Source organism: Kutzneria sp. NPDC052558, from assembly GCF_044547355.1.
Taxonomy (GTDB): domain Bacteria; phylum Actinomycetota; class Actinomycetes; order Mycobacteriales; family Pseudonocardiaceae; genus Kutzneria.
Window position 1 is genome coordinate 1 of the sequence record NZ_JBIUAG010000008.1, and the last position, 19,492, is coordinate 19,492.

The following is a 19,492-nucleotide window of genomic DNA, read 5'->3' on the forward strand; positions in this document are numbered from 1 at the left end:
GACCGAGGTGCTGCGGGCCGCGGCCGAGCACCGCGGGTCGGCGCTGGTGGAGATCTACCAGAACTGCCCGATCTTCAACGACGGCGCGTTCGACGTGCTCAAGGAGGCGGGCGAGCGCGAGGAGCGCATCGTGCCGCTCAAGCACGGCGAGCCGATCAAGTTCGGGGCCGATGGTCAGCACGGCGTGGCCCGCGACCCGAAGACCGCCACGCTGAAGATCGTCGAGGTGGCCGAGGTCGGCGAGGACAATCTCGTCGTGCACGACGCCACGCTCGAGGACCCGTCCTACGCGTTCGCGCTGTCCCGGCTGGGTCACCACAACCTGGACCACACCGTCACCGGCGTGTTCCGCAACGTGCAGCGGGCCACCTACGACGACCTGGCCCGGCACCAGGTCGAGCAGGCCAAGGCGGCGAAGAAGGCGGACCTTGCCGCGCTGCTGCGCGGCAAGGACACCTGGACCGTCGCGGCCGACTGACACCCGCGTAGACACAGAAAACGGCCCCCGGCGAGCTCGCCGGGGGCCGTTCTGTCGCTGTCCTAGTCGGCCGGGCTGAAGCCGGCCCGCTCGGCCTCCTCGGTGTTGCGGAACCAGACCTCGGCCCGCACCGAGTCGAAGCTGCCGCTGCCGGCCGGGTGATAGGTCCGCGAGCCGATCATCGCCTTGACCTGGTAGTCGTCCGACGGGGCCGAGCCGTCCGGCTTGGGCAGGGCCGAACCGGGGCCGAACGGGGTGCGCGGACCGCCGCTGGACGGGCGGCGGATCGGCGCGGCGTCGGTGTTGCGCGGCATCGGGTTGAACGCCTGCCGCGGCCGGAACGGGGCCGGGTCGAACGGCTGCGGGCCGGGACCGGCCAGGCCGTTGCCGCCGCGCGGCCACGAGCTGCTCACGGTGCGCTTGGGCAGGCCGGCCTGGGTGGCCACCGGGGGCTGCGGCTGCTCGTTGGCCAGCAGCTCCGGGGCCAGGATCGGGGTGAACGGCACCGAGTCGGTGGACGAGAACGACCGGGTAGTCGGCTCCTGGATGGGCTGGAAGCCGTCCAGGTCCTCGTACGGGTCCTCGCCGTCGGGGTCCAGCACCGGCTCGAACAGGGAGCGCGGGCGGGACACCGCCTCCATCGGGGCCGGCTCCGGGCGGGCCGGCTGCGGTCGCTGGGGCAGGGGCTGGGGCGCCGCCGACTCGGCCGGCTCGGGCGGGGTCACGCTGCCCGGCGGGGTGAGGGCGCCCGGCGGGATCGGCTTGCCGAACTGGTTCGGGTCCAGCCGGATCGGCTGCGACAGCTCCTCCAGCTGCACCTGGCCCGGCTCGGGCTCGGGGGCCGGCTGCTCGAAGGCCTGGATCGGCTCGAACGGCTGCGGCTCACGGGCGGGCGGCGTGAACGAATCCGCCGGCTGCGGCTCCGCAAACGCTTCCGGTTCCGGCTCGGACGACACGAAGGACTGAAAGGCGTGGTCCGAGGCCGGTGACTCGTGAGCCGAGCCCGCGGACTCCGACTCGGCGAACGGCTGCGGCAGCGTGAAGGACCGGGCGGCCGGCTGCGGCTCGGGCTCGGCCGGCTCCTCGTCGGCCAGGCCGTGCCGGACAGGCTCCTCGTCGAGGCCGTGGCGGGCCGGCTCCTCGGCCAGGCTGTGCCGGGACGGCGGCTCCGGTTCCTCGTCCTCGTGGGCCAGCTCGCCGGCCAGGCGGCGCTCCTGCACGACCTTCTCGGCCGCGGCGATCACCGACACCTTGACCGGGCCGGTGGTCTCGGCCGCCGCCTCGCGCTCGGACTCGGTCAGCTCCTCCTCGACGACGTCGTCGACGAGCGGCTCGTCGTCCAGGTCGTCGGACGGGGCGTGCGCGAGCTGGCCGTGCGGTGGAGTGGCCGGGCCGTGGTCGGCCAGCTCCATGTCCTCGTGGTCGTCGCGGGCGGCCGGCAGGATGCTGGTGGTCTCGGTGGCGTTGGCCTCGCCGGCGATGCGGCTGATCACGGCCGTCATCTCGGCCGGGCTCGGGTTGCGGATCGGCGGCGGAGGCGGGATCGGGGCCTGCACCTGCGTCGGCCGGTCGTCGGCCGGCGGCTGCGGGGACTCCTCGGCCTTGACCGGCTCGGGTTCGGGCTCCACGACCGGCTCCGGCTCGACGGCCACCGCCGGGTCAGGCTCGTGCTGCTCGAAGGACTGGGCCGGCTGGTCGAAGGACTGGGCCGGCTGCGGCTCGACGGCCGGCTCGGCGTCGTAGCGGGGCTCGGGGCGGTCGTAGCCGAGGTCGTGCTCGGGCGTCGGGGCGATCAGCGTGCGCGGCTGCTCCACCACCGGCTCGGGGTCGCGCTCCCGTTCCCAGGAGGGCCGCCGGTCCGGATCCCAGCCCAGGCCCGGCGACGGGCGCTCGTCCACGATGCCGGTCCGCTCGGCGTCGGTCTCCGGCGGCGGCGGCGCGGCTTCGGCCCGCTTGGCCTTGGCGAGTTGGATCTCGAGCTGCCTGACCTGCTTGCGTAGCGGTCGTGTGAACAGCAGTTGGTCCAACCCCGCGCCGATCACGAACGCAAGCAGGCAGAGCAACCACACCTGCCCGAACACCCACATCACCGGACTACACCCTCCTAGTGCCTGCTGGCCCTTGCGGCAGGCTAACGGCCGCAGGCCCGTTCGGGGGCCTTGCTCGTTCAGGGCAGCATGACACTAACGGGTGAGCGACTCAGTATGTGCGGGCCACCATGTAGTCGGTGAGGGAATCCAGCGCGTCACGGGCCGGACCTGCGGGAAGAGCCCGCAGCGCGGTCCGGGCCTGGTCGGCGTAACCGGCCAGGGTCTGCCGGGCCTGCTCCAGGCCGGCCGACTCGCGCAGCAGCTTGAGGGCCTCGTCGACCAGGTTGTCGTCGGTGATCGGGCCGGCCAGCAGCTCGCGCAGCCGGTCGCCCTGCGGGTCCGGGTCGGTCAGCGCGTACAGCATCGGCAGCGTGCGAACACCCTCGCGCAGGTCCGTTCCGGGCGTCTTGCCCGATTCGGTGGCCGGGGACGCGATGTCGATGATGTCGTCAGAGATCTGGAAGGCCTTGCCGATGGAGTCGCCGTAGGTGCTCAGCGCCTGCACCTGCGTCGGGGCCACGCCGGAGAACATGCCGCCGAACCGGCCGGCCGTGGCGATCAGCGAGCCCGTCTTCTCGTCGATGACCTTCAGGTAGTGCGTCACCGGGTCCTGGCCCGCGGCCGGGCCGATCGTCTCCCGCATCTGGCCGGTGACCAGCTGGCTGAACGTGCTGGCCATGATGTGGCCGGCCTCGGTGCCCAGGTCGGCCACCAGCTTGGAGGCGTGGGCGAACAGGAAGTCGCCGGTCAGGATGGCGATCGTGTTGTCCCAGCGGGCGTTGGCGCTGACCGCGCCGCGGCGCATCGTCGCCTCGTCCATCACGTCGTCGTGGTACAGCGTGGCCAGGTGGATCAGCTCCACCACCGCCGCCGCCTTGGTCACGTCCTCCCGGCCCGCGTCCCCGAACTGCGCCGCCAGCAGCGTGAACAGCGGCCGGAACCGCTTGCCCCCGGCGTCCACCAGGTGCAGCGAGGTCTCCGTGACGAACTCCAGGTCGCTCTGCACCACCGAACGCAGCAGGTTCTCGACTCTGGTCAGGCCCGCACGCACCGCGTCGGCCAGCGCCGGATCGGCGAAGTCGAATCGGATGCCCCGCTCCGAGGCGGTGTGCGTGTGCTGGTTGCCCGTCACGTGGATGTGTCCCCTACAGCGGCCCGGCTGCTGGCTGTTTCCCCAGCAGTAGTGTCACGTCCCCAGCAGCGTAATCGCCGCGAGATCAGTCGTGCCTGGGTAGTGGCGCGGAGAACTCCAGGATGCTTCCCCCACCTCGTCCCGCAGTCATCCGATCACAGTCGGTTGACCGGCGTGGCTCAGCCATGGAAATCGCCAAGCAACTACTCTAAGTACGTGAATCCGGGCCCGCAATCACCGAGTGTCACTAGAGTTGGAGTGTACGTCGACGCCTTCAATGTCTACTACGGGGCCAGGAGCATCTGTGGCCGGGGCTCCGCTGGGTGGCGCTGGCTGGACCTCGCCGGGCTGGCCATGGATTTGATCAAGCCTCAGATCTGGCCGGAGCCGCGTCTGGTCCGGTTCGCCTACTGCACGGCGCCCCGGGACCGCGCCGGCGACCCGAGTTCCCTCGCCGACCAGCAGACCTACGTCGGAGCCCTACGGGAGCACACTGCCATCGTGGTCGTGACCAACGGCAAGTACGTGCCCAGACCGAAGTGCGGTGTGCTGCTCGAACGGGACGGCAGGCCGCCACGACGGGTGGTCTCGCCGGGCCCTGCCGCACTGCCGGCGTGGCTGCCCGCCGAGGAGGTGACCGGTCCAGACGGGCAGACCGAACTGCTGGTGTCGGTATCGACATTCGAGGAGAAAGGCTCTGACGTGAACGTGGCCAGCCACCTGCTGATCGACGTGCTCACCGACGAGGTAGACGCGGCTGTCGTGCTCTCCAACGACAGCGATCTCCGATTCCCGCTCGACCATGCCCGGCTTCATGTGCCGGTCGCGACTGTCAATCCCGGGGCTGGACCGACCGCGCACGACCTGCGTGGCGATCCGGCCGCCGGTGTCGGCAGACACTGGTGGCGGCGGCTTCGGGCCACCGACTATCGCAGCCATCAACTACCCGATCGGGTCGGAGCGTTCGCCAAGCCGGCTGGTTGGTAGTAATCTACGGGTACCCAACCCGGTTCTCTCGCTTGCGAGGGGCCGGGTCTTTTCTTGCCAGCATGACAAAAGGGGCGGTCCCGTGGCGGGGCCGCCCCTTTCGGGTGGAGAAGGATCCCTCAGCCGAGGAAGCCGCCCTTGGCCGCCCAGTCGAGGACGAAGCCGGGGACGATGCCGAGCAGGAGGGTGATGAAGACGCCCACGCCGATGGCGATTCGGGTGAAGGCGCCGGGCACGGTGACGGTGGGGCCGTCCTCGGCAGGCTCGCTGAAGTACATCAGGACGACGACGCGCAGGTAGAAGAACGCGGCGACGGCGCTGAAGACGAGGGCGATGACGACGAGGGGGGCCATGCCGTCACGCAGGGCCGCCGAGAAGACGACGAACTTGCCGACGAAGCCGCTGGTCAGGGGGATGCCGGCCAGGGCGAGCAGCAGGAACGTGAACACGGCGGCCAGCAGCGGGGAGCGTTTGGCCAGGCCGGCCCACTCGGACAGGTCCGAGGCCTCGCCGTTGCCCCGGCGCACCAGGGAGATCACGCCGAACGACGCGATCGTGGTGAAGCCGTAGGCCACCAGGTAGAACAGGGTGGACTGGAGCCCGTCGGTGTTCAGGGCGATGGCCCCGACCAGCAGGAAGCCGGCGTGCGCCACCGACGAGTAGGCGATCATGCGCTTCACGTCGGTCTGGGTCAGGCCGAAGATGGCGCCGATGGCCATGGACACGATGCACACGGCCCACAGCACGCCCCGCCACTCCCACTGGGTGGACTGGAACGACACGGTGAGCACCCGCAGGATGCCGCCGAACGCGGCGACCTTGGTGCAGGCGGCCATGTAGGCGGTCACGGGAGTGGGCGCGCCCTGGTAGACGTCGGGGGTCCAGGTGTGGAACGGACCGACGGCGGCCTTGAACAGCAGGCCGACGACCAGCAGGCCCAGACCCCCGAACAGCAGGGTGTCGGACCGGTCGGTGCCGACGGCGGCGTTGGTGATGTCGGACAGCCGGACGGAGCCGGCGTAGCCGTACAGCAGCGCGGTGCCGTAGAGGAAGAACGCGGAGGCGAACGCCCCGAGCAGGAAGTACTTGACGGCGGCTTCCTGCGAGATGAGCCGGCGCTTGCGGGCCAGCCCGCACATCAGGTACAGCGGGAGGCTGAGCACCTCCAGCGCGATGAACATGGTGAGCAGGTTGTTCGAGGCGCTGAAGACCAGCATGCCGCCCAGCGCGAACAGGAACAGCGGGAACGCCTCGGTCTGTAGCGCCCCGTCCGGATCCACGGTCCGGTCGGCCAGCAGCAGCAGGGCCAGCAGGCTCAGCGCCAGCAGCGTGCCCCACAGGAACAGCGCGGGCTGGTCGATGGAGATCACGTTGCCCAGCGTCAGCACGCCGGTGTGCCCGGCGGCCCCGCCCTTGGCGGCGTCGCTGTTCATGAACAGGATCAGCGCGACCCCGGCGGCCAGGATGGCCACCACGCACAGGGCGACCTGCCAGGCCCAGCGGCTCTCCTTGGCCAGGAAGGCCTCGAACAGCACGCCAACGCAGGCCGCGCCGAGAATGATCAGGATCGGGGCGATCGCCGCGTAGGACACGTCCGGCGGGTTGATCTGGCCCTGGGCCTGCGCGAGGAACTGAGAGAGCACGTCACTTGCCTTCCTGCGCGGTCACCGGGTCGGTGACGCCCACCGCGCTCATGGTCGCCGACACCGACGGCCCGACGATGTCCAGCACGGGCTTCGGGTAGACGCCGAGCACCACGATCAGCAGCACCAGCGGCGCCAGCACCACGAGTTCGCGCTTGTTCAGATCGGTCACCGCGGCCTTCTCCGGCGTCACGGCCGCACCGGGCCCGCCGGACACGCCGACCAGGGCGTTGCCCCGGACCGGACCCTGCATGACCCGCTGGTACAGCCACAGCACGTACAGCGCGGCCAGGATCATGCCGATGGTGGCCAGCACCGAGTACACCGGCTGCGTCGGGTAGGAGCCCAGCAGCACCAGGAACTCGGAGACGAACGAGTTGGTGCCGGGCAGCGACAGCGTGGACAGGCCGGCCACCAGGAACAGCCCGGCCAGCACCGGGGTCAGCTTGGACATGCCGCCGTAGTCGGCGATCTTGGTCGACCCGCCGCGGGCGATCACCATGCCGATCACCAGGATCAGCATGCCGGTGGCGATGGAGTGGTTGACCATGTACGACACCGCGCCGACCTCGGACTGCGAGGTGAAGGCGAAGATGCCGATCGCGATGAAGCCGAAGTGCGCGATCGACACGTACGCGATCAGCCGCTTGAGGTCGGTCTGCCCCACCGCGAGCAGCGAGCCGTAGAGCACGCCGATCACACCCAGCACCAGCACCAGTGGCGCGAGCGTCTTGCTGGCCTCGGGGAACATCGGCAGCAGGTAGCGCAGGAAGCCGAAGGTGCCGACCTTGTCCAGCACGCCGACCAGGATCACGGCCACGCCGATCGGGGCCTGCTCGGCGGCGTCGGGCAGCCAGGTGTGCAGCGGCACCAGCGGAGCCTTGATGGCGAAGGCCAGGAAGAAGCCGAAGAACAGCCACACCTGGGTGCCCAGCGGCGCGTCCCGCACCACGGTCACCAGCGTCGCCCAGTCGAACGTGCCCTTGCCCAGCTTGTCCGCGGCCAGCGAGTAGCAGCCGATCGCGGAGGCCAGCATGATCAGGCCGCCGAGGAACGAGTACAGGAAGAACTTGACCGCCGCGTACTGCCGGCGGGCGCCGCCGTAGCCGCCGATCAGGAAGTACATCGGGATCAGCATGATCTCGAACAGCACGTAGAACAGGAACACGTCGGTGGCGGCGAACACGCCGACCATCAACGCCTCCTGCACCAGGATCAGCGACAGGAAGCCGCCGGCCGAACGGCCCGCGGGCAGCTTCTCGGCCCAGCCGGCGCCGATCACGATCGGCACCAGCAGGGCGATCACGCCGATCATCACCAGCGCGATGCCGTCCACGCCGAACGACAGGTGCACGCCCAGTTGCGCGACCCAGTCCACCGATGAGGAGAACTGGATGCGGTCGCCGCCGGGCACGTAGCTGACCCACAGCAGCACGGCGAGCACGAACTCGACCAGGGTCACCGCGAGCGCGGTGAGCTTGGCGGTCCGGTCGTCGTTCTTCAGGAACGCCACCACCAGCGCGCCGACCAGCGGCAGCACCAGCAGGGCGATGAGCAACACCGTTCCCATCAGGAGAACCTCACCATCAGCAGTGCGGCCACGACGAGGACGGAACCGCCCAGCATGGTCAGCGCGTAGGACCTGACGAACCCGGTCTGGGTGCGTCGCAGCAGCGAGGACAGGAAGCCGAGAATGCCGGCCAGCCCGGTGACGGCGCCGTCGACGCCCTTGTCGTCCAACACCACCAGGCCGCGGGTGAGCACCTCACCCGGCTTGGCGAACAGCGCCTCGTTGACGGCGTTGCCGTACAGGTCGGCGCGAGCCGCCCGCACCGGCCAGGCCACCTTGGCCGGGCGCTGCACCGGAACATCCTTGCGCCCCACGAACACCCAGGCCAGCCCGGCGCCGATCACCATGAGCGCCAACGAGATCGCCGTCATGCCGATCGCCGGGATCGGGCCCTCGCCGTGCTCGTGCAGCTCGCCCAGCGAGGGCGACAGCCACTCGGCCAACCGGTTGCCGCTGGTGAGGAACCAGCCGGCGCCGATGGAGCCGACAGCCAGGATGATCATCGGCACGGTCATCACGGCCGGCGACTCGTGCGGGTTGAAGTCCTTGCCGTCGCTGGACTTGATGTCCTTCCAGCGTTGCTTGCCGAAGAAGGTCATGAGCACCAGGCGGGTCATGTAGAACGCCGTCAGCGCCACGCCCAACATGGCGGCCCCGCCGAACACCCAGCCGCGCCAACCCTCCTGGGAGAACGCCGCCTCGATGATGGCGTCCTTGGAGAAGTAGCCGGACAGGCCGGGGAAGCCGATCAGCGCCAGGTAGCCCAGGCCGAAGGTGGCGAAGGTGATGGGCATCTTCCGCCACAGGCCGCCGAACTTGCGCATGTCGACCTCGTCGTTCATGCCGTGCATGACCGACCCGGCCCCGAGGAACAGCCCGGCCTTGAAGAAGCCGTGGGTGAGCAGGTGCACGATGCCCAGCGCGTAGCCGATCGGACCGAGCCCGACGCCGAGGATCATGTAGCCGATCTGGCTGACCGTGGAGTAGGCCAGCACCTTCTTGATGTCGTCGTAGGCGCAGCCCACGACGCACCCGATCAGCAGCGTGATCGTGCCGATGATGGTGACGACCAGCCGCCCGTCCTCGGTGAGGTTGTAGATCGGGTTGGACCGGGCGATCAGGTACACGCCGGCGGTGACCATGGTTGCCGCGTGGATGAGGGCGGAGACCGGGGTCGGGCCCTCCATGGCGTCGGGCAACCAGGCCTGAAGCGGGAACTGGCCGGACTTGCCGCAGGCCCCGAGCAGGAGCAGCAGGCTGATGGCCAGCACGGTGCCCGGGGACAGCGTGCCGATGCGGGCGAAGACCTCGGTGTACTGCGTGGTGCCGAGGTTGGCGAACATCAGGAAGATGGCGATGGCCAGGCCGACGTCGCCGACCCGGTTCATCAGGAAGGCCTTCTTGGCCGCGGTCGCCGCCGACGGCCGGTTCTGGTACCAGCCGATCAGCAGGTATGACGCGAGACCCACGCCCTCCCAGCCGAAGTACAGGGTCACGAAGCCGTTGCCCAGCACCAGCAGCAGCATCGCGGCGACGAACAGGTTGAGGTAGGCGAAGAACCGCCTGCGCCCGTCGTCGTGCGACATGTAGCCGATCGAGTAGATGTGGATCAGCGAGCCGACCCCGGTGATCAGCAGCACGAAGGTGATGGACAGCGGGTCCAGCCGCAGGCCGAAGTCGACCTGGAGGGCCTGCACCGGGATCCAGGAGAAGATGTGCAGCTCCGTGACCCGGTCCGCGGCCGCCGTGCCGAGGCTGTCGAAGAACAGGATCAGGCCGTACACGAAGGACGCGATCACCGTCGCGCAGCCGAGCAGGTGGCCCCACTTGTTGGCGGCCTTGCCGGCCAGCAGCAACACGATCGCGCCGATCAGGGGCAACGCGAGCAGCAGCCAGGCGGACTGCCCCACCCCGGAGGCGGCGCCGACCCCGTCCGCGAGTTGTTCCGTCATTATCCCGGTGCCCCTCTTAGTACTTGAGAAGGTTCGAGTCGTCGACCGAGGCCGAGCGACGGGTCCGGAAGATGGCCATGATGATCGCCAGGCCGACCACGACCTCGGCGGCCGCCACCACCATCACGAAGAACGCCATCACCTGGCCGTCGAGCTGGCCGTTGATGCGCGAGAACGTGACCAGCGTGAGGTTCACCGCGTTGAGCATCAGCTCGATGCACATGAACACCACGATGGCGTTGCGCCGCACCAGAACGCCGATCGCGCCGATGCTGAACAGCAGCGCCGACAGCAGCAGGTAGTACGTCGGCGTCATCGCGTCGCCTCCTCGGGCTCGCCGGTCAGCGCGTGCGCGTCGGCGTGGTGCTCGGTGCCGGCGACCTCGGCCCGGTCGTGGTCGAACTCCTCGGACTCGGTGGCCTCGATCAGCTCGGACAGCGACTCCGGCGCGACCGAGCCGTCCGGCAGCAGCGCCGGGGTGGCCACCGAGTTGGCGGTGGCGAACACGCCGGGGCCGGGCAGCGGCGATGGCCGGTTGCCGCGGAAGCGCTCGATCACCAGCTCGCGCTGGGACTTCAGCGCCTGCTTGCTCTTGCCCACGTAGGCCAGCACCATCGCGCCGACCGCGGCGGTGATCAGCAGCGCCGAGGTCAGCTCGAACGGGAACAGGTAGTCGGTGAAGACCAGCTTGCCCACGTTGGTCAGGTTGCCGCCGGCGTTGGCCTGGGACAGCCCGATCGACGGGGTCTGGCTGACCGCCCGCACCAGCGCCGAGACCACGACGCCGGCGAAGCCGATGCCGAAGACCGCGGCGATGACCCGCTGCCCGCGCAGCACTTCCACCACCGAGTCGGAGCTGTCCCGGCCGACCAGCATCAGCACGAACAGGAACAGCATCATCACGGCGCCGGTGTAGACGATGATCTGCACGAAGCCCAGGAACGGCGCCTGCTGGAGCATGTAGAGCACGCCCAGGCTGAGCATGGTCAGCACCAGGAACAGGGCCGAGTGCACGGCGTTGCGGGCGAACAGCATGCCCAGGCCGCCGAGCAGGGCCAGCGGGCCGAGGATCCAGAAGCCCACCGCCTCGCCGGCGGTGATCACGTCCGGCGGCGGCGGCGCGGTCTGCTGCTGTTGCATGAGGAACTGCACGACCGCGCTCACTTGGCCGCCTCCCCTCGGGCCAGCTCAGGACCGTTCACGTAGTAGTCCTGCTCGTTCTCGCCCAGCCGCATCGGGTGCGGCGGCTGCTCCATGCCGGACAGCAGCGGCGCCATCAGGTCTTCCTTGGTGAAGATCAGGCGCTGCCGGTCGTCGTCGGCCAACTCGTAGAAGTTGGTCATGGTCAGCGAGCGGGTCGGGCAAGCCTCGATGCACAGGCCGCAGCCGATGCACCGCAGGTAGTTGATCTGGTAGTCCTTGCCGTACCGCTCGCCCGGCGAGTAGCGGGCGGCGTCGGTGTTGTCGCCGCCCTCCACGAAGATCGCGTCGGCCGGGCAGGCCCAGGCGCACAGCTCGCAGCCCACGCACTTCTCCAGCCCGTCCGGGTGCCGGTTGAGCTGGTGCCGGCCGTGGTAGCGGGCCGCGGTGGGCCGGTAGTCCTCCGGGTACTGCTCGGTCACGACCTTCTTGAACATCGTCGAGAAGGTGACGCCGAAGCCCTTGAGGGGATCAAGAATCCCCATCGCTGGCCTCCTTCGGGGTGGACGACGCCGCCACGGCAGCGGGCTCTTGCGGTGCGGCCGGCTTGGCCACGGCCTGCCGGCGCTTGGGCGCCTTCGGGACCTTCAGGTCCAGCGGGGGCAGCGGGTAGCCGCCGCCGGTGACCATGACCCGGTCCGGGTCGGAGGCCTGCTTGCGCTCGGGGATGAGCGCGACGACCACGAGGATGCCCAGGATGATGATGGCGATCAGCACGATCCGGCCGACCGTGCCGAAGGTGTCGGCCTGCGAGCCGGCCAGCGCGCGGATGCACACCACCAGCACGATCCACACCAGGCTGACCGGGACCAGGACCTTCCAGCCCAGGCGCATGAACTGGTCGTAGCGCATGCGGGGCAGGGTGCCGCGCAGCCAGACGAAGGTGAACAGCAGCACCATCATCTTGCCGACGAACCAGAGCGGGCCCCACCAGCCGGTGTCGAAGTAGCCGTCGGCGATGAGGTTGAGCGGGAACGGCGCGTGCCAGCCGCCCAGGAACAGCGTGGTCGCGAAGGCCGAGACGGTGACCATGTTGATGTACTCGGCCAGGAAGAACAGCGCGAACTTGAGCGAGCTGTACTCGGTGTGGAAGCCGCCGACCAGCTCCGACTCGGCCTCGGCCAGGTCGAACGGGGCCCGGTTGGTCTCGCCGACCATGGACACCAGGTAGATCAGGAAGCTCGGCAGCAGCGTGATGACGTACCACAGGCCCTGCTGCGAGTTGACGATCTCGGCGGTGGACAGCGAGTGCGACAGCAGGATCACGCCGACGATGGACAGGCCCATCGCGATCTCGTACGAGATCACCTGCGCGGCCGAGCGCAGCGCGCCCAGCAGCGGGTAGGGCGAGCCGGAGGACCAGCCGGACAGCACGATGCCGTAGACGCCGATGGACGAGCAGGCCAGCACCACCAGCACGCCGACCGGCAGGTCGGCCAGCTGGATCGCGGTGTCGTAGCCGAACATGTTCACTTCGCCGCCGAACGGCATCACCGAGAAGGCGAGGAAGGCCGGCACCGCGGAGATCACCGGGGCCAGGAAGAACACCCACTTGTCGGCCAGGACCGGCCGGATGTCCTCCTTGAAGGCCAACTTCAGGCCGTCGGCCAGCGACTGGAGCAGACCGGCCGGGCCGACCCGGTTGGGGCCGGGCCGGTGCTGCATCCGGGCCACCACCCGGCGCTCGAACCAGATCATGAACAGCGTCATGACCACCAGGAAGACGAAGATCGCCAGGGTCTTGACGATCACCAGCCACAGCGGGTCGCCGGCCAGCAGCTGCCCCGTGTTCGGGCTGGGGGCTGATACGTACCTCATGCGTCCCCTCCGCCAGCGTGCAAGGTCACCGCGGCGCCGTGCCCGACGCCCAGGGTCCGGCGCAGCCGCGAGCCGCCGGAGTTGCCCGGCAGCCAGACCACGTCGTCCGGCAGGTCGGCCAGCTCCACCGGCAGCGTGACGCTGCCGCGGTCGGTGGCCACCGTGGCCGCGTGCCCCTCGACGACGCCGAGCCGGTCGGCGGTCGCCGGCGACACCCGGATCACCGCGGTGCGGGCCGTGCCGGCCAGGTTGGGCTCGTCGTCCTGGAGCGAGCCGTTGTCGATCAGCTGCCGCCAGCTGGCCAGCAGCACCTCGCCCTCGCCCGGCTTGGGGGCCTGCGGGGCGGGCACCGCCGGCGCCTCGGCCCGGCGGCTGGTGCGCGGGGCGCCCAGCCGGGCCAGGTTGGCGGCGGCGGCCGCGGGCGTCTGCGTGAACAGGTCCGCGTCCATCTCCACGGCCAGCGTGTCCAGCACCCGGCAGTCGGACAGGGCGCCGGTGCCGTCCAGCGTGGTGCTGAACGCCCGGTCCCGGTTCTCCCAGTTGCGGTAGCTGCCGGACTTCTCCGAGGACGGCGCGATCGGCAGCACCACGTCGGCCCGCTCGGTCACGGCGCTGGGCCGCAGCTCCAGGCTGACCACGAAGGCCCGGTCCAGGGCCCGCAGCGCCAGCTCCGGGTCGGCCAGGTCGTACGGGTCGACGCCGCCGACCACCAGGCCGGCCAGCTCGCCGTCGGCCGCGGCGGCCAGCATGCCGTCGGTGTCGCGGCCCGGCGTGGCCGGCAGCGCGCCGGCGGCCAGGCCCCAGGCCTGCTCGACCTCGGCCCGCAGCGTCGGGTCGGTGACCAGACGCCCGCCCGGCAGCAGGTTCGGCAGCGCGCCGGCCTCCAGCGCGCCGCGTTCGCCGGCCCGGCGCGGGATCCACGCCGCGCGGGCCCCGGTGCGCTCGGCCAGCCGCGCCACCGACGAGAACAGGCCCGGCACCTCGGCGGCGCGCTCGCCGACCAGGATCACCGACCCGCTGCCGGACAGCGCCTCGAACGCCTCCGCGGTGCTGGAGTTGAAGAACAGGCCCTCGATCGCCGCCGGCTCGCCGCCGGGAACACAGCGCAGCAACGTTGCGTTGGTTTTCTCGACGGCGGCACTCGTGTGCTGGCTGAGGTGGAACACCTTCGTCTTGCCGGTGCGGGATGCCTTGCGCAGCCGCAGGAAGACGATCGGCGACTCCTCCTCGGGCTCGAAGGCGACGCACAGCACGGCCGGCGCCTTCTCCAGGTCCGCGTAGGTGACGCCGCCGCTGTCCGGGGAGGCGCCCACCACCTGCGAGGACAGGAAGTCCAGCTCCTCGGCGGAATGGGCCCGGGCGCGGAAGTCCACGTCGTTGCTGCCCAGGGCGACCCGGGCGAACTTGGCGTAGGCGTAGGCGTCCTCGACGGTCAGCCGGCCGCCGGCCAGCACGCCCGCGCCGCCGTTGGCCTTGGCCGCGGCCAGGCCCTCGGCCGCCGTCCGCAGCGCGTCGGTCCAGGAGGCCTCGACCAGCTCACCGGTCTGCGCGTCGCGGACCATCGGCCGCAGCAGGCGGTCGTTGGCCACGGCGTAGCGGAAGGCGAACCGGCCCTTGTCGCAGTTCCACTCCTCGTTGACCGCCGGGTCCTCGCCGGCCAGCCGGCGAGTGACCTTGCCGCGCCGCCAGTCCGTGCGCTGGGCGCAGCCCGACGAGCAGTGCTCGCACACGCTCGGCGTGGACACCAGGTCGAACGGGCGGGAGCGGAACCGGTAGGCGGCGCTGGTGAGCGCGCCGACCGGGCAGATCTGGATGGTGTTGCCGGAGAAGTAGCTCTGGAACGGCTGCTCCTCGGCGATGCCGATCTGCTGCAGCGCGCCGCGCTCCAGCAGCTCGATGAACGGGTCGCCGGCGATCTGCTTGGAGAACCGGGTGCAGCGCTGGCACAGCACGCAGCGCTCCCGGTCAAGCAGCACCTGGCTGGAGATCGGGATCGGCTTGGGGAAGGTCCGCTTGGTCTCCACGAACCGGGAGTCCGCGCGGCCGTGGGCCAGCGCCTGGTTCTGCAACGGGCACTCGCCGCCCTTGTCGCAGATCGGGCAGTCCAGCGGGTGGTTGATCAGCAGCAGCTCCATCACGCCCTGCTGGGCCTTGTCGGCCACCGGCGAGGTGTGCTGGGTCCTGACCACCATGCCGTCTGCGACGGTCATGGTGCAGCTGGCCTGCGGCTTCGGCATCGGCCGGCCGCCCATCTCCACCTCGACCAGGCACTGCCGGCAGGCGCCGGCCGGGTCGAGCAGCGGGTGGTCGCAGAACCGCGGCACCACGATGCCCAGCCGCTCGGCGGTGCGGATCAGCAGCTCTCCCTTAGGAGCCACCACTTCCAGCCCGTCGATGGTGAGCTTGACGTGGCCATCGGGAACGACCAGGTCGGAGGAAGGCTTCTCAGGTGCGACAGTCATCGTTCAGTGCGCTCCTGCCAGTGCGTGCTTCCCGGAGCTGGCCGCGTTGGACTCGCACAGCGCCAGGAACTCGTCCTTGAAGTACTTGATGCCGCTGGTGATCGGGCTGACCGCGCCGTCACCGAGCGCGCAGAAGGAGCGCCCCAGCACGTTGTCGCAGATGTCCAGCAGGGTGTCGATGTCGCTGGGCGTGCCCTCGCCCCGCACCATCCGCTGCAGGATCTGCACCAGCCAGTAGGTGCCCTCCCGGCACGGCGTGCACTTGCCGCAGGACTCGTGCTTGTAGAACTCGGTCCACTTCATCACGGCCCACGGCACCGACACCGTCTCGTTGAAGATCTGGAGCGCGGTGGTGCCCAGCATCGAGCCGGCCTCGGCCGCGCCCTCGAAGTCCAGCGGCACGTCCAGGTGCTCGGCCGTGAACAGCGGGGTGGAGCTGCCGCCCGGCGTCCAGAACTTCAGCGGCACACCGTTCTTCATGCCGCCGGCCAGCTCCAGCAGCTCGCGCAGCGTGCTGCCCATCGGGGCCTCGTACTGGCCGGGATTGGTCACGTGGCCGGACAGGGAGAAGATCTTCGGCCCGGGCGAGCGGTCCCGGCCCATGGTGCGGAACCAGTCCGAGCCGCCGTTGACGATGAACGGCACGCTGGCGATGGTCTCCACGTTGTTGACCACGGTCGGCGACTCGTACAGGCCCGAGGTGGCCGGGAACGGCGGCTTGAGCCGGGGCTGGCCGCGCAGGCCCTCCAGCGAGTCCAGCAGCGCCGTCTCCTCGCCGCAGATGTACGCGCCGGCGCCGGAGTGGATCACCACGTCCAGGTCGAAGCCCGAGCCCAGAATGTCCTTGCCCAGGTAGCCGGCCTCGTAGGCCTCGCGGACCGCGGCCTGCATCCGGCGGATGCAGTGCAGCGCCTCGCCGCGCACGTAGACCGCGGCGAAGTTGGCCCTGATCGCGTACGAGGTGATGATGATGCCCTCGACCAGCGAGTGCGGGTCGGCCATCATCAGCGGGATGTCCTTGCAGGTGCCCGGCTCGCCCTCGTCGGCGTTGATCACGAGGTAGTGCGGCTTGCCGTCGCCCTGGGGAATGAACCCCCACTTCATGCCGGTCGGGAAGCCCGCGCCGCCCCGGCCGCGCAGCCCGGAGTCCTTGCACAGCTGGATGAGCTGGTCCGGGTGGGCCTTGAGCGCCTTGCGCAGGGCGGTGTAGCCCTCCAACTGCTCGTAGGTCCGGATCGTCCACGACCGCGGCGACAGCCACCGCTTGGTCAGGACGGGAGTCAGTGGTTTGATTGACGGCTCCGCCGTCGGTGGATTCGCAGCGCTGTTCACGGCCGCCCCCTCACTTCTTCTCCGGCAGAGCGGGGAAGGAGACCGAGTCCGGCATCGCCGGCGCGGTCCACCCCTTCTCGTGCGCGATCTTGGCTCCGCGCAGCGTCTCCGGCGCGGCCGACGGACCGTCCACATCGGACTCCCGGTCGTCCAGGAAGCCGGCCAGCTGCAGCTCGACCTGACGGAAGTCGGTCAGCGGCGCGCCCCGGGTCGGGTCCGGCTTCTTGCCGGCCTGCAACTGCTTGACCAGGTCCAGCGCCGACTCCGGGGTCTGGTTGTCGTAGAACTCGTAGTTGACCTGGAGCACCGGGCCGAGGTCGCAGGCGGCCAGGCACTCGGCGTGCTCCAGCGTGATCGAGCCGGGCTCACCCGGCTCGCCCGAGGTCTCCTCGTGGCCCAACGGCTTTCCGTTCGAGCCCAGGTGCTTGCGGAGCCGGTCGTAGATGTCGTCGCCGCCCAGCGCCGCGCACAGCGTGTTGGTGCACACGCTGACCAGGTGCTCGCCGCAGGGCTTGCGCTTGTACATCGTGTAGAAGGTGGCCACCGCGCTCACCTCGGCGGTGGTCAGGTCCAGCTGGTCGGCGCAGAACGCGATGCCGTCCACGCTGACGTAGCCCTCGACCGACTGCACCAGGTGCAGCATCGGCAGCAGCGCCGAGCGGGACCGCGGGTACCTGGCGATGATCGCCTTGGCCTTGTCCGCGAGCTCCGCGCCGAACAGGTCGTCGGAGAGATCAGAGGTCACCGGTCACACCCACCCATCACCGGGTCGATCGAGGCCACCGCGGCGATGACGTCGGCGACCATGCCGCCCTCGCTCATCGCCGGCATCGACTGGAGGTTCACGAAACTTGGCTCCCGCACGTGGACGCGGAACGGCCGGGTGCCGCCGTCGGAGACGACGTGGTAGCCCAGCTCGCCGCGCGGCGACTCCACCGGCACGTACACCTGGCCGGCCGGCACCGCGAAGCCCTCGGTGACCAGCTTGAAGTGGTGGATCAGGGACTCCATCGACTGCCCCATGATCTTGCGGACGTGCTCAAGGGAGTTGCCCATGCCGTCCGGGCCGATGGTCAGCTGGGCCGGCCAGGCGATCTTGGCGTCCTCCACCATGACCGGGCCCGGCTCCAGGCGCTTGACCGCCTGCTCGATGATCCGCAGCGACTGGTGGATCTCCTCCAGCCGCAGCAGGTAGCGGGCGTAGCAGTCGGCGTCGGTCGAGGTGGGCACCTCGAAGTCGTAGGTCTCGTAGCCCAGGTACGGCTCGACCTTGCGCATGTCCCAGGCCAGGCCGGCCGAGCGCAGGATCGGGCCGGTGATGCCCAGCGCCAGGCAGGCGTCCACCGGCAGCACGCCGATGCCGGCCAGCCGGTTCTTCCAGATCGGCTGGCCGGTCAGCAGCTTGTCGTAGTCGGGCAGCCGCTTCTTCATCAGCTTGACGAAGTCGGTGATCTTCTCGACCGCGTCGACCGGGAAGTCCTGGGCCAGGCCGCCGGGCCGGATGTAGGCGTGGTTCATCCGCAGGCCGGTCAGGAACTCCAGCAGGTGCAGGACTTCCTCGCGCTCGCGGAAGCCGGCGGTCATGCCGGTCAGCGCGCCCAGCTCCATGCCGCCGGTGGCCAGCGCGACCAGGTGCGAGCCGATGCGGTTGATCTCCATCAGCAGCACGCGGCCGACCTTGGCCCGCTCCGGCGCCTCGACGCCGAGCAGCTTCTCCACCGCCATGCAGTAGGCGGCCTCGTTGAACAGCGGCGCCAGGTAGTCCATGCGCGTCACGAAGGTGACGCCCTGGGTCCAGTTCCGGTACTCGACGTTCTTCTCGATGCCGGTGTGCAGGTAGCCAATGACGGTGCGGCCCTGGGTGACGGTCTCGCCCTCCAGCTCCAGCACCAGCCGCAGCACGCCGTGCGTCGACGGGTGCTGGGGGCCGAGGTTCATCACGATGCGCTCGTTGCCGAGCGCGTCCTCGACGACCTCGTCCCAGTCACCGCCGAAGACGTTGAAGACGGTGCCCTCGGTGGTCTCCCGCGAGCTCGCGTACAGGTCCTCTTCGGTGCTGCTCATGAGTACGACCTCCGCTGGTCGGGCGGCGGGATCTCGGCGCCCTTGTACTCGACCGGGATGCCGCCCAGCGGGTAGTCCTTGCGCTGCGGGTGGCCGTCCCAGTCGTCCGGCATCAGGATTCGGGTCAGCGCGGGATGGCCGTCGTAGACGATCCCGAACATGTCCCAGGCCTCGCGCTCCTGCCAGTCCGCGGTCGGGTAGACCTCGACAACGGACGGGATGTGCGCGTCGTCGACGTCGACGCAGACCTCCAGCCGGATCCGGCGGCGGTAGGTCATCGACGTGAGGTGGTAGACGGAGTGCAGCCGCTGCGGCACGTCGGCGCCGTAGTCCACGCCGGACACCGAGCTGCACAGCTCGAAGCGCAGCGCCGGGTCGTCGCGCACGATGCGGGCGACCTTCAGCAGCTGGTCGCGGTGGATGTAGAAGGTGATCTCGCCGCGGTCCACGGTGATCTGCTGCACGGTGTCGGCCGGCAGGTCCTGCTCGTTGATCGCGGCCAGCAGCTCGTCGGCGACCTCGTCGAACCAGCCGCCGAAGGGCCGCTCGCTGGGCGCGGCCACGTGGGCCGGCAGGCGCAGGCCGCCGAAGCCGGAGGTGTCGCCCGAGCCGGAGATGTGGAACATGCCCTTGCGGGCCTTGCCGGTGAACAGCGGGCCGCCGGCCGGCTCGGCGCCGCGTGGCTCCAGTCCGGCGTCCGGGCGGTCGGCGCTGGACTGCTCGCCGCCGGTCTCGGGAGTGGTGGTGGGCTTGTCGTCAGTCAC

15 protein-coding genes and 1 pseudogene are annotated in these 19,492 nt (G+C 70.1%); 2 read left to right on the forward strand and 14 right to left on the reverse strand.

Annotated elements, in window-relative coordinates; genetic code table 11:
• Positions 1-478 (forward strand): annotated as a pseudogene (locus ACIG5F_RS16100) (2-oxoacid:ferredoxin oxidoreductase subunit beta); the annotation flags it as partial.
• Between the two features lie 62 nt (positions 479-540).
• On the opposite strand, the gene ACIG5F_RS16105 reads toward ACIG5F_RS16100, so the two are convergent.
• Together ACIG5F_RS16105 and ACIG5F_RS16110 are read right to left on the reverse strand one after the other, a co-directional pair.
• Positions 541-2,568, reverse strand: coding sequence for a hypothetical protein (locus tag ACIG5F_RS16105; RefSeq protein WP_396518476.1), 2,028 nt, complete (start codon positions 2,566-2,568; stop codon positions 541-543).
• A gap of 109 nt (positions 2,569-2,677) precedes the next feature.
• Positions 2,678-3,658: a polyprenyl synthetase family protein gene (locus tag ACIG5F_RS16110; RefSeq protein WP_396518802.1), complete on the reverse strand. Its 981-nt coding sequence runs from the start codon at positions 3,656-3,658 to the stop codon at positions 2,678-2,680.
• Between the two features lie 300 nt (positions 3,659-3,958).
• On the opposite strand from ACIG5F_RS16110, the gene ACIG5F_RS16115 reads away from it, so the two are divergent.
• A complete protein-coding gene (locus tag ACIG5F_RS16115; RefSeq protein WP_396518477.1) occupies positions 3,959-4,687 on the forward strand; it encodes an NYN domain-containing protein in 729 nt (242 codons plus the stop codon).
• Between the two features lie 119 nt (positions 4,688-4,806).
• Here the strand turns inward: ACIG5F_RS16115 and nuoN are convergent, their stop codons facing one another.
• Genes nuoN through ACIG5F_RS16175 form a run of 12 tightly spaced genes read right to left on the reverse strand, consistent with a single transcriptional unit; the run spans position 4,807 to position 19,492 of the window.
• Positions 4,807-6,330, reverse strand: a complete 1,524-nt coding sequence (gene nuoN, locus ACIG5F_RS16120) for an NADH-quinone oxidoreductase subunit NuoN (protein ID WP_396518478.1) — start codon at positions 6,328-6,330, stop codon at positions 4,807-4,809.
• Between the two features lies 1 nt (position 6,331).
• Complete coding sequence (locus tag ACIG5F_RS16125) at positions 6,332-7,900, reverse strand: NADH-quinone oxidoreductase subunit M (RefSeq protein ID WP_396518479.1); 1,569 nt, start codon at positions 7,898-7,900, stop codon at positions 6,332-6,334.
• The gene (nuoL, locus tag ACIG5F_RS16130) at positions 7,900-9,852 is read right to left on the reverse strand and encodes an NADH-quinone oxidoreductase subunit L (RefSeq protein WP_396518480.1); all 1,953 of its coding nucleotides are present in this window, start codon (positions 9,850-9,852) and stop codon (positions 7,900-7,902) included. Before nuoL ends, ACIG5F_RS16125 begins: the two co-directional genes overlap by 1 nt.
• Positions 9,853-9,868: 16 nt before the next feature.
• Positions 9,869-10,168, reverse strand: a complete 300-nt coding sequence (nuoK, locus tag ACIG5F_RS16135; protein ID WP_043721411.1) for an NADH-quinone oxidoreductase subunit NuoK — start codon at positions 10,166-10,168, stop codon at positions 9,869-9,871.
• Positions 10,165-10,992, reverse strand: coding sequence for an NADH-quinone oxidoreductase subunit J (locus ACIG5F_RS16140; RefSeq protein WP_396518803.1), 828 nt, complete (start codon positions 10,990-10,992; stop codon positions 10,165-10,167). The genes nuoK and ACIG5F_RS16140 overlap by 4 nt, the downstream gene beginning before the upstream one ends.
• 20 nt (positions 10,993-11,012) lie before the next feature.
• Positions 11,013-11,537 (reverse strand): NADH-quinone oxidoreductase subunit NuoI, encoded by a 525-nt coding sequence (nuoI, locus tag ACIG5F_RS16145; RefSeq protein WP_396518481.1) that lies wholly within the window; start codon positions 11,535-11,537, stop codon positions 11,013-11,015.
• A complete protein-coding gene (gene nuoH / locus ACIG5F_RS16150; RefSeq protein WP_396518482.1) occupies positions 11,524-12,870 on the reverse strand; it encodes an NADH-quinone oxidoreductase subunit NuoH in 1,347 nt (448 codons plus the stop codon). Before nuoH ends, nuoI begins: the two co-directional genes overlap by 14 nt.
• Entirely contained in the window at positions 12,867-15,332 is a 2,466-nt protein-coding gene (locus ACIG5F_RS16155) for an NADH-quinone oxidoreductase subunit G (RefSeq protein WP_396518483.1), read from the reverse strand. Before ACIG5F_RS16155 ends, nuoH begins: the two co-directional genes overlap by 4 nt.
• A gap of 3 nt (positions 15,333-15,335) precedes the next feature.
• Positions 15,336-16,664 carry an NADH-quinone oxidoreductase subunit NuoF gene (nuoF, locus tag ACIG5F_RS16160; RefSeq protein ID WP_396518484.1) on the reverse strand — a complete coding sequence of 443 codons (1,329 nt, stop codon included), beginning with the start codon at positions 16,662-16,664 and terminating at the stop codon, positions 15,336-15,338.
• Between the two features lie 10 nt (positions 16,665-16,674).
• Complete coding sequence (gene nuoE, locus ACIG5F_RS16165; RefSeq protein ID WP_396518485.1) at positions 16,675-17,409, reverse strand: NADH-quinone oxidoreductase subunit NuoE; 735 nt, start codon at positions 17,407-17,409, stop codon at positions 16,675-16,677.
• Positions 17,406-18,728: an NADH-quinone oxidoreductase subunit D gene (locus ACIG5F_RS16170; protein ID WP_396518486.1), complete on the reverse strand. Its 1,323-nt coding sequence runs from the start codon at positions 18,726-18,728 to the stop codon at positions 17,406-17,408. Before ACIG5F_RS16170 ends, nuoE begins: the two co-directional genes overlap by 4 nt.
• Positions 18,725-19,492: an NADH-quinone oxidoreductase subunit C gene (locus tag ACIG5F_RS16175; protein ID WP_396518487.1), complete on the reverse strand. Its 768-nt coding sequence runs from the start codon at positions 19,490-19,492 to the stop codon at positions 18,725-18,727. The genes ACIG5F_RS16170 and ACIG5F_RS16175 overlap by 4 nt, the downstream gene beginning before the upstream one ends.

What these genes read in the sequence shown, in the direction of transcription:
- ACIG5F_RS16170 (WP_396518486.1), bottom strand. Translation starts at nt 18,728, where the DNA reads ATGAGCAGCACCGAAGAGGACCTGTACGCGAGCTCGCGGGAGACCACC.
- ACIG5F_RS16155 (WP_396518483.1), bottom strand. Translation starts at nt 15,332, where the DNA reads ATGACTGTCGCACCTGAGAAGCCTTCCTCCGACCTGGTCGTTCCCGAT.
- nuoH (WP_396518482.1), bottom strand. Translation starts at nt 12,870, where the DNA reads ATGAGGTACGTATCAGCCCCCAGCCCGAACACGGGGCAGCTGCTGGCC.
- ACIG5F_RS16140 (WP_396518803.1), bottom strand. Translation starts at nt 10,992, where the DNA reads ATGCAACAGCAGCAGACCGCGCCGCCGCCGCCGGACGTGATCACCGCC.
- nuoI (WP_396518481.1), bottom strand. Translation starts at nt 11,537, where the DNA reads ATGGGGATTCTTGATCCCCTCAAGGGCTTCGGCGTCACCTTCTCGACG.
- nuoL (WP_396518480.1), bottom strand. Translation starts at nt 9,852, where the DNA reads ATGACGGAACAACTCGCGGACGGGGTCGGCGCCGCCTCCGGGGTGGGG.
- nuoK (WP_043721411.1), bottom strand. Translation starts at nt 10,168, where the DNA reads ATGACGCCGACGTACTACCTGCTGCTGTCGGCGCTGCTGTTCAGCATC.
- ACIG5F_RS16125 (WP_396518479.1), bottom strand. Translation starts at nt 7,900, where the DNA reads ATGGGAACGGTGTTGCTCATCGCCCTGCTGGTGCTGCCGCTGGTCGGC.